Source organism: Methanomicrobia archaeon, assembly GCA_016930255.1.
GTDB lineage: Archaea > Halobacteriota > Syntropharchaeia > Alkanophagales > Methanospirareceae > JACGMN01.
The window spans coordinates 22,386-29,045 of sequence record JAFGHB010000049.1 but is presented as its reverse complement, the minus strand read 5'-3'; the positions used below and the strand labels follow the sequence as shown (position 1 = coordinate 29,045).

Below are 6,660 nucleotides of genomic sequence, written 5' to 3'. Positions count from 1 at the left end.
GCCTGGAGAAGACAACGTGATATATATCGGAAATAAGTCTGTGATGAGTTATGTCCTGGCGGTAGTGACGCAGTTTAATAACGGCTTGAGTGATGAGGTATTAATCAAAGCGAGAGGGAGAGCGATCTCACGGGCCGTGGATACTGCAGAGGTAGTACGGAATAAGTTCATGCCGGGCGTGGAAGTGAAGGACATAAAGATGGGAACAGAGGTATTAACGGGGGAAGGGGGAGATAAAGCGAACGTTTCCTCGCTAGAAATAACATTGGTTACTAAAGCAAAGTAGAGTAGAGTAGCGGGTAAAGGGGGTAGGTGCCGTTATCAAATCTAAGATAAGACAAAGGAATCTATCTATCGCGCTCTCTTATCTTAGTTTTCTTCCTTTTTTTCCCATTTTTTAGTTTTGTAGTGAGAAAGTTCTTACCTGATCGCTGCATTGCATGCGATACGTGCTTAAAACCCTTTAGCGAGTATGGAAGAAGCTCACAAATTTCAACGCCCCACAGCACCTGTATTAAGCGGATAGTGAACGAGTCAACCACAGAAAAACGATTAAAGGGGAAATCAGAGAGGAATTCGGCGATAACTGGTAACCTCGAAATCTCAAAATCCATGGAGGCCCCGTACGGAGGGTTTTTGAAAGTGTGGGCTTGTAAGTAAACTAAGTTTATATATCTACACTTGCCCATATAAATATGGGGGTGATTCGACATTGCACTTTTCAGAAAAATTAGAAATTAAAAGCCGAACATATTTTTCTATAAACCATATTTATTCTGCTACACTATTTACAAGGTTAAGTTACAATATAGAGAGAAATTATGGTGGTCAGTTTTCATCTGAGTTGAATTCTGAACACCGGTCATACTAACTGGTGCTATTTTTTCTGCTGTAGCATTTCTCGAAGCCACGATAAATGAATTTTTTATGGATATATCAGATGAATCAGTGACAAAAGATGGAGGTAAAATAAAGCAGCAGTTAGAACAAAAAGATATTAAGATGATTTCTAATTTATGGGGAAGAAAAATATTTGATAGACAAGTTTCAAGTATCAAATTGCATTAATATTATTGGGAAAACTGACATTTGATCAGGGTATTAGCCCATTTCAAGATTCTCAGTATTTAACACGATTGCGTAATGCACTAATTCATTATGTACCCGAGTGGATAACAAATTTTTCAGAGATAAATGAAGTTGAACTGCACAAATTTGAGGGTATGTTAAAAGGTAAGTTTAACTTAAATCCCATCACAGGAGCTGGAAATCCTTTCTATCCTGATAAGTGTTTAGGACATGGTTGTGCTGAATGGGCTGTTAAATCCAGCATAAAATTCGTAGATGAATTTTTTGAAAAGTTGAGTACAACTCCCATTTTTGATCATATGATTGAGCAGTTGAAAACAAAGTAATGGGGCATTTAAGTGGTAAATAAGACAAATAAACGTCTGATCACTGACTTAACCTTAAGCCACCTCATGCTTTTTCTGCGAGCCATGTGGCCATCACGTCAAGCGCGAGCCCACTATTCCCGATCTGGCAGTGCTTGTGCGCCTGCTCCCTTTTCGTGAAGATGCGACCCGTGACCGATTTCGCATTACTCAGCGCTCGAGCTGCTTATAGTGTAATTTCAAGGGTGCAAACGCGTCCTCTTCGCCTGTCAGGATAAGTACATCCGGTGTAACCAGCTCAGAATGCAGATTCGCGGCGTTCATCGCCAGAATATGCCGTGCTGCTTTCACGGGTGTCGCTTCTTTGGTGATGTACATCCACTGCTGCGCGACGTACCGGTGATACGGGTCGACTTTCATCTTGAGGTTGATGACTTTCTCCAGCGCACCCGAATGTTTAAAGAACCATTCGGTTACACGTTTGACGTACTTTTTCACCGCCTGCATCCAATCGTAAACGACACTCCATGCGATCACGCGTTGTATCCGCGGCTCAAACGCCGCAGCGCGCAGGCACAGGTAGCCGCCCATCGATATCCCCAGCAGCGTCACATTGTCCAGCGTGAAATGATCTAAAATAGCTCTCGTCGGTTTCTCCCATTCGATACATAATCCAGGGCAGCCCGTATCGTTTCAGTGCCGCGCCCTGACCCGGGCCGTCAAATGCGATCACCTTGTAGCCGCGCTCGTTAAAATACCGCGCGACACTGTAAAACTCCTCGATAAAGGAATCGAAGCCGCCGTGAATGAGGATTGCTCCTTTACTATCAGTTGCAGATGGCGCGGCTAACCGGAACCCTGATAAAAAGCCCGTTTCATACGGCACCCCGAACCGTTCTATTCCATCAGCTTCGAACGCCGTGTAAAAAAAGATCAACGAATTTCTCGTACAAGACCTCTTTATCAGGATCTGAAGGTGGCACAAAAAATTCCGCGGCACGGTAATAAAAAGCAGCATTCATCAATCGCTGCTCCGCCTCTGCTGCTTCTGCTAAGTTCGTAAATGCACGCTTATGATTCTCCAGTTTCTTTATCTCTGCCGCGGCTTTCTGGATATCGTTAAGCCGGGTATAACCATAGGCATACCATCTATTCAGTTGAAGATCAATTAATTTCTTCCTGTGAAACGCATGGTAGCCGACCGGGAAGGTGAATGTAATTTTACTTTCACTCATTTCTTACTCCATCCCTTATTTTTCGTCTCTTTAAATACTATACCGTGAGAATCTCTTGTACTCGGCCGATCTCGCCTGATTCGAGCCGGACTTTGATGCCGTGCGGATGTGTTGCAGAATTTGTCAGAATGTCTTTAACGATCCCTTCCGTCCGCTTTCCGGAGCGTTGATCCTTCTTCAGTACTATTGCGACCCGCATCCCCGGTTTGATAGTCGCTCGTTTCGTGCCGTTCATGCATTAACGAATAGCTCCTGGTTAATGAGAACTTTTCTTCATGCGTTCTTTCGCTTTTTTCGTGAATATAGTGGTATGTATAGCTTGCTATGGCCACTTCTTTCGTTCGCTCAGCTTAGTTATAGCTGCCCCTGTAGTACATATGACCGGATAAAAACGTAAGAAAGGGGGGTGAGTGACGAATCCAAACGCAGGGTCGAGAGCACATACCGACCGGCCACTACGAATCTGAAGGGCTGTGGAAGAAGCGGTGAGAATAAACGTATCCCGGGCTTTTTGCATCAAAGCTATTTAACTACTCACTGCCTACTAGGATATGGAGGTATATATTATCATGGAGAGAACAAGGAATTTTGGCAGCAGAAGACAGAGTTTTGATCGTGGACCTCGAGAGATGCACACCGTTACGTGTGCGGACTGCGGAGAAGAATGTCAAGTACCATTTAAACCGGATGGCACTAGGCCTGTTTACTGTCAGGAATGCTACCAGAAGCATCGACCAAAAAGATTTTAGTCGACGGAATCCGTAGGAAAGATCAGTCTGATTTTTCCTCCTGCTAAAATATCTTTGAAAATCGAAAGAAACAGTGGTAGGTAATTGATCAAAAAGATGAAAAAGGGGTATTTTTATTTTTCCCTTCTCTCTATTTAACGTTTTATTTACTCTCCTGCTCGCAGGAGGTCTTCAGCCTTCGCGATCTTTCTTCCTGTCCGCCCGCACATGCTTCGCGAGGCTTACCGGGAAATCCGCACATCGTGCGTACGTTACCAAATCAGAATGTCGTTAAAAATGGGTGCAGCCATCAATTTTCGCTACACGTTAATTTTCCTGAATAACGCAGCGCCCAGGACCACCATAAACAGGGTAAACCCCACCATCACGACAAAACCAAGGAACGGATTCACCTGCGACGTTCCCGCTAACCCATACCGTATCCCTTCCACACCGTAGGTCAAGGGATCGAGCAACGTCAGTGACCGCAACCAAGAGGGCAGGCTATCGATCGGGAAGAGTGCGCCGGACAGCCCGAAAATAGGAAAGATGACGAAATTCATGATGAGCTGAAAGCCGTGCATATCCTCCATCTTTGACGCGATTGCGATGCCAAACGCCGTGAACGAAAGCCCTATGAGCACCATAAATACCGCGGCAATCAAAAAGCCCGAGACGCTGGTAACGTTAAGGCCCATGAACAAGGACAGGACGAGTATGATGAAACCCTGGATAAACGCGGTTGTCGCGCCGCCCAGTGTCTGACCGAACATGATCTCCAATCGCGAGACGGGCGCCACTAACGTCTCTTTCAGAAATCCAAACTGCTTGTCCCAGATGATCTGGATACCGGAAAAGACGGACGTGAAAAGAACGCTCATGGAGATGATACCGGGGACAATAAAGCCCATATAGCCCTGCCCTGAGCCCTGAATCCGCACCACGGAATTGAGCCCGAAGCCGAGTACGAGCAAGAAGAACAGGGGCATGCCCAGACTACCAATGATCCTGCTCTTCGAGCGCAGGTATCGTTTCATGTTCCGTAACCAGATCGTGTATACAATGTCCATTTTATCTTAACCTCTGTGTAATCGATGCATTATCCGCATCTGATCCTTGCTGCTCGCTTCCTCTTCCCGTATCGTCCTGCCGGTAACGTGTAAAAAGACGTCTTCAAGCGTCGGCTTACGAATAGAAATCGACTCAATATCGATGCCGTTCGTGGCGGAAAGCTGCACAAGCTCCGCAACGTGCTTCTCCGCATTTCTCAAGCTGATGGTAACAAAGCCGTCATGCGGCTCTACGCGCTCAATCCACGCTAGCTTTGTAAGCTGCGTATACAGCTTGTCTTGATCGGACGATTTAATGGTGATAACGTCGCCGCCAATCTCTTCTTTCAGCTTCTCCGGTGTGTTCGCAGCTATGATCCTGCCCTTATCGATTATCGCCACCCGATCACAGAGCCGGTCTGCTTCGTCCATGTAATGGGTCGTAAGAATGATCGTAATGCCTTTCTCCGTATTCAATCGCTCGATATACTCCCAGAGATGGTTTCTCGTTTGCGGGTCCAGTCCCAGCGTCGGCTCGTCCAGGAACAGCACTTTTGGTTCGTGCAGTAATCCCCGGGCTATCTCCAAACGCCGCCTCATTCCGCCGGAAAAGGTCTTTACCAGGCTGTTTTTACGCTCATCCAGCTCAACAAGCGTCAACAGTTCCACGATCTTTTGGTGCCTCTCATTTCGCGGAATACGATACAGTCGCCCGTGAAAGTCCATGTTCTCATACGCAGTGAGCTCCTCGTCCAAGCTCTGATCCTGAAAGACAATACCGATCGATTTTCGCACAGCATCTTCATGTTTCGTGATCTCAAAACCATTCACCCGCGCAGAGCCGGACGTTGGCCGTAATAACGTGGATAGCATCGAGATGGTGGTCGTCTTTCCCGCTCCGTTCGGCCCGAGCAAGCCGAAGATTTCGCCACGTTTTATGCTGAACGAAACGTTGTCTACCGCAACAAAGCCGTTAAACTTCTTCGTCAGATTTTCCACTTCTATCGCGACCATGTTTTTCACTCAATCCAGACTCTTTAAATCCGCAAGGCACCGCTCGATAATCCTCACTGCTTGTTCTTTCTTGTCAGGCGCTAAGTCATCGATCGCTGCACGTATCTCGATAAACAACCCTTTCACCGTAACATTCTCTTCACCGAAGATCTCAATCAGCAGATTTTTAAACTGTAAATGTTTCTCGCGTGATTCTTTCTTATGCTCCTTTATGGTACGTAACGCTTCTTCTCCGCTCGGTGTAAGTTCAAAAATGGTCTTTGAGCGCTTACCTATTTCGCCTACTCGTATCAGTCCTTCCTCCTCTAACTGTTTCAGAATCGGATAGAGCGTGCCCTTGCTCGGCACCCATACCCCTCCGGTCTTCTCCGAGATCTCCTTGAGCACTCCATAGCCTGATTTAGGTTGTCGATTGAGCGAATGCAGAATAAACAGGGCAAGCAAGCCTCTTTCTCTTCCGCCCTCCGAGGCGAACGTCAACAGACCTGTCATCGCTATTACAAAAGGGCGCGCAAGTATATAAATATTCCGAGTTCGCACCGTTCGACATCGAAGTAACAAGGGAACCTGTGAAGTAGATCAATCTTCCATGAGGTGGGGCTGAAGTCACCTTATCTTTAATTTAGCTAGAATGAAATATTAACTTAGCGCTAATTCCTCAAAAAATAGGCAAATGACACGAGAAGAAGATCTCAAATATCGGTATATCGAGCATCCCTCAGACGTGGGCTTCGAGGCGTACGGCGTTACGTTAGAAGAGCTCTTTGCCAATGCCGCGCTCGCCATGTACAGCTTCATGACCGATATCGATGCGATAGAAGCAACGGAGGAACGGGTGATAACGGTACAAGCAGAAGATCTCTACAGCTTGATGTTCGATTGGCTGGATGAGCTGCTCTTCCTCTTCGAGTCGGAATCGCTCGTTATGAGCTCCTTTGACATAGAAGTAAACAAGTCAGCGTTTAGCATAAAAGGGATGTGTCGGGGCGGGCAGTTCGATCCGGAGAAGCACGAGTCGGGCATCATTATCAAGGCCGTGACGTACAACATGATGGAGGTCAAGAAGAACGAGGTGTGGCACGCGCGCGTGGTGCTGGATGTCTAAACACTTTCTTTCTACGAGAAAGAACCTGTGCTAAGAAAGCGCACAATCCTTAGAAAAGAACCAAGAAGTAAGACTATAGGTTCTTTGATGAAGTTTTTTTCTCTAAGAGAAGGATCAGAATAAGAGTTTCGTAGA

General features: G+C 46.3%; 12 protein-coding genes. 5 read left to right on the top strand and 7 right to left on the bottom strand.

Annotated elements, in window-relative coordinates:
- The first annotated feature begins 43 nt into the window (after nucleotides 1-43).
- The 3 genes from albA to JW878_07485 all read left to right on the top strand — a co-directional run bounded on the left by albA (nucleotide 44) and on the right by JW878_07485 (nucleotide 1,415).
- Nucleotides 44-286, top strand: a complete 243-nt coding sequence (gene albA, locus JW878_07495; protein ID MBN1762899.1) for a DNA-binding protein Alba — start codon at nucleotides 44-46, stop codon at nucleotides 284-286.
- A 641-nt stretch (nucleotides 287-927) separates the two neighbouring features.
- A complete protein-coding gene (locus JW878_07490; protein ID MBN1762898.1) occupies nucleotides 928-1,068 on the top strand; it encodes a hypothetical protein in 141 nt (46 codons plus the stop codon).
- Between the two features lie 5 nt (nucleotides 1,069-1,073).
- Nucleotides 1,074-1,415, top strand: a complete 342-nt coding sequence (locus JW878_07485; protein ID MBN1762897.1) for a hypothetical protein — start codon at nucleotides 1,074-1,076, stop codon at nucleotides 1,413-1,415.
- A 189-nt stretch (nucleotides 1,416-1,604) separates the two neighbouring features.
- Here JW878_07485 and JW878_07480 read toward each other — a convergent pair whose 3' ends face one another.
- Genes JW878_07480 through JW878_07465 form a run of 4 tightly spaced genes read right to left on the bottom strand, consistent with a single transcriptional unit; the run spans nucleotide 1,605 to nucleotide 2,864 of the window.
- On the bottom strand, nucleotides 1,605-1,985 hold the full coding sequence (locus tag JW878_07480; protein ID MBN1762896.1) for a hypothetical protein: 381 nt from the start codon (nucleotides 1,983-1,985) through the stop codon (nucleotides 1,605-1,607).
- Nucleotides 1,948-2,331, bottom strand: coding sequence for a hypothetical protein (locus tag JW878_07475; protein MBN1762895.1), 384 nt, complete (start codon nucleotides 2,329-2,331; stop codon nucleotides 1,948-1,950). Before JW878_07475 ends, JW878_07480 begins: the two co-directional genes overlap by 38 nt.
- Nucleotides 2,300-2,629, bottom strand: coding sequence for a hypothetical protein (locus JW878_07470; protein MBN1762894.1), 330 nt, complete (start codon nucleotides 2,627-2,629; stop codon nucleotides 2,300-2,302). The genes JW878_07475 and JW878_07470 overlap by 32 nt, the downstream gene beginning before the upstream one ends.
- Nucleotides 2,630-2,666: 37 nt before the next feature.
- The gene (locus tag JW878_07465) at nucleotides 2,667-2,864 is read right to left on the bottom strand and encodes a YwbE family protein (protein ID MBN1762893.1); all 198 of its coding nucleotides are present in this window, start codon (nucleotides 2,862-2,864) and stop codon (nucleotides 2,667-2,669) included.
- A gap of 334 nt (nucleotides 2,865-3,198) precedes the next feature.
- Between JW878_07465 and JW878_07460 the strand changes: the two genes are divergently transcribed.
- Entirely contained in the window at nucleotides 3,199-3,378 is a 180-nt protein-coding gene (locus tag JW878_07460) for a hypothetical protein (GenBank protein ID MBN1762892.1), read from the top strand.
- 299 nt (nucleotides 3,379-3,677) lie between these two features.
- On the opposite strand, the gene JW878_07455 is transcribed toward JW878_07460, so the two are convergent.
- The 3 genes from JW878_07455 to JW878_07445 are packed head-to-tail and all read right to left on the bottom strand — an operon-like array spanning nucleotide 3,678 to nucleotide 5,912.
- The gene (locus tag JW878_07455; GenBank protein ID MBN1762891.1) at nucleotides 3,678-4,427 is read right to left on the bottom strand and encodes an ABC transporter permease; all 750 of its coding nucleotides are present in this window, start codon (nucleotides 4,425-4,427) and stop codon (nucleotides 3,678-3,680) included.
- A gap of 6 nt (nucleotides 4,428-4,433) precedes the next feature.
- On the bottom strand, nucleotides 4,434-5,420 hold the full coding sequence (locus tag JW878_07450; protein ID MBN1762890.1) for an ATP-binding cassette domain-containing protein: 987 nt from the start codon (nucleotides 5,418-5,420) through the stop codon (nucleotides 4,434-4,436).
- Nucleotides 5,421-5,429: 9 nt separating this feature from the next.
- Nucleotides 5,430-5,912 (bottom strand): PadR family transcriptional regulator, encoded by a 483-nt coding sequence (locus JW878_07445; protein ID MBN1762889.1) that lies wholly within the window; start codon nucleotides 5,910-5,912, stop codon nucleotides 5,430-5,432.
- A 181-nt stretch (nucleotides 5,913-6,093) separates the two neighbouring features.
- Here JW878_07445 and JW878_07440 point away from each other — a divergent pair, with 181 nt between their 5' ends.
- Nucleotides 6,094-6,525, top strand: a complete 432-nt coding sequence (locus tag JW878_07440; GenBank protein MBN1762888.1) for an archease — start codon at nucleotides 6,094-6,096, stop codon at nucleotides 6,523-6,525.
- The last annotated feature ends 135 nt before the right edge of the window (nucleotides 6,526-6,660 follow it).

Coding starts and splice junctions, on each gene's coding strand:
- albA (MBN1762899.1), top strand. CDS start 44: ATGAGTTATGTCCTGGCGGTAGTGACGCAGTTTAATAACGGCTTGAGT.
- JW878_07490 (MBN1762898.1), top strand. CDS start 928: ATGGATATATCAGATGAATCAGTGACAAAAGATGGAGGTAAAATAAAG.
- JW878_07480 (MBN1762896.1), bottom strand. CDS start 1,985: ATGGGCGGCTACCTGTGCCTGCGCGCTGCGGCGTTTGAGCCGCGGATA.
- JW878_07470 (MBN1762894.1), bottom strand. CDS start 2,629: ATGAGTGAAAGTAAAATTACATTCACCTTCCCGGTCGGCTACCATGCG.
- JW878_07465 (MBN1762893.1), bottom strand. CDS start 2,864: ATGAACGGCACGAAACGAGCGACTATCAAACCGGGGATGCGGGTCGCA.
- JW878_07460 (MBN1762892.1), top strand. CDS start 3,199: ATGGAGAGAACAAGGAATTTTGGCAGCAGAAGACAGAGTTTTGATCGT.
- JW878_07455 (MBN1762891.1), bottom strand. CDS start 4,427: ATGGACATTGTATACACGATCTGGTTACGGAACATGAAACGATACCTG.
- JW878_07450 (MBN1762890.1), bottom strand. CDS start 5,420: ATGGTCGCGATAGAAGTGGAAAATCTGACGAAGAAGTTTAACGGCTTT.
- JW878_07445 (MBN1762889.1), bottom strand. CDS start 5,912: ATGACAGGTCTGTTGACGTTCGCCTCGGAGGGCGGAAGAGAAAGAGGC.
- JW878_07440 (MBN1762888.1), top strand. CDS start 6,094: ATGACACGAGAAGAAGATCTCAAATATCGGTATATCGAGCATCCCTCA.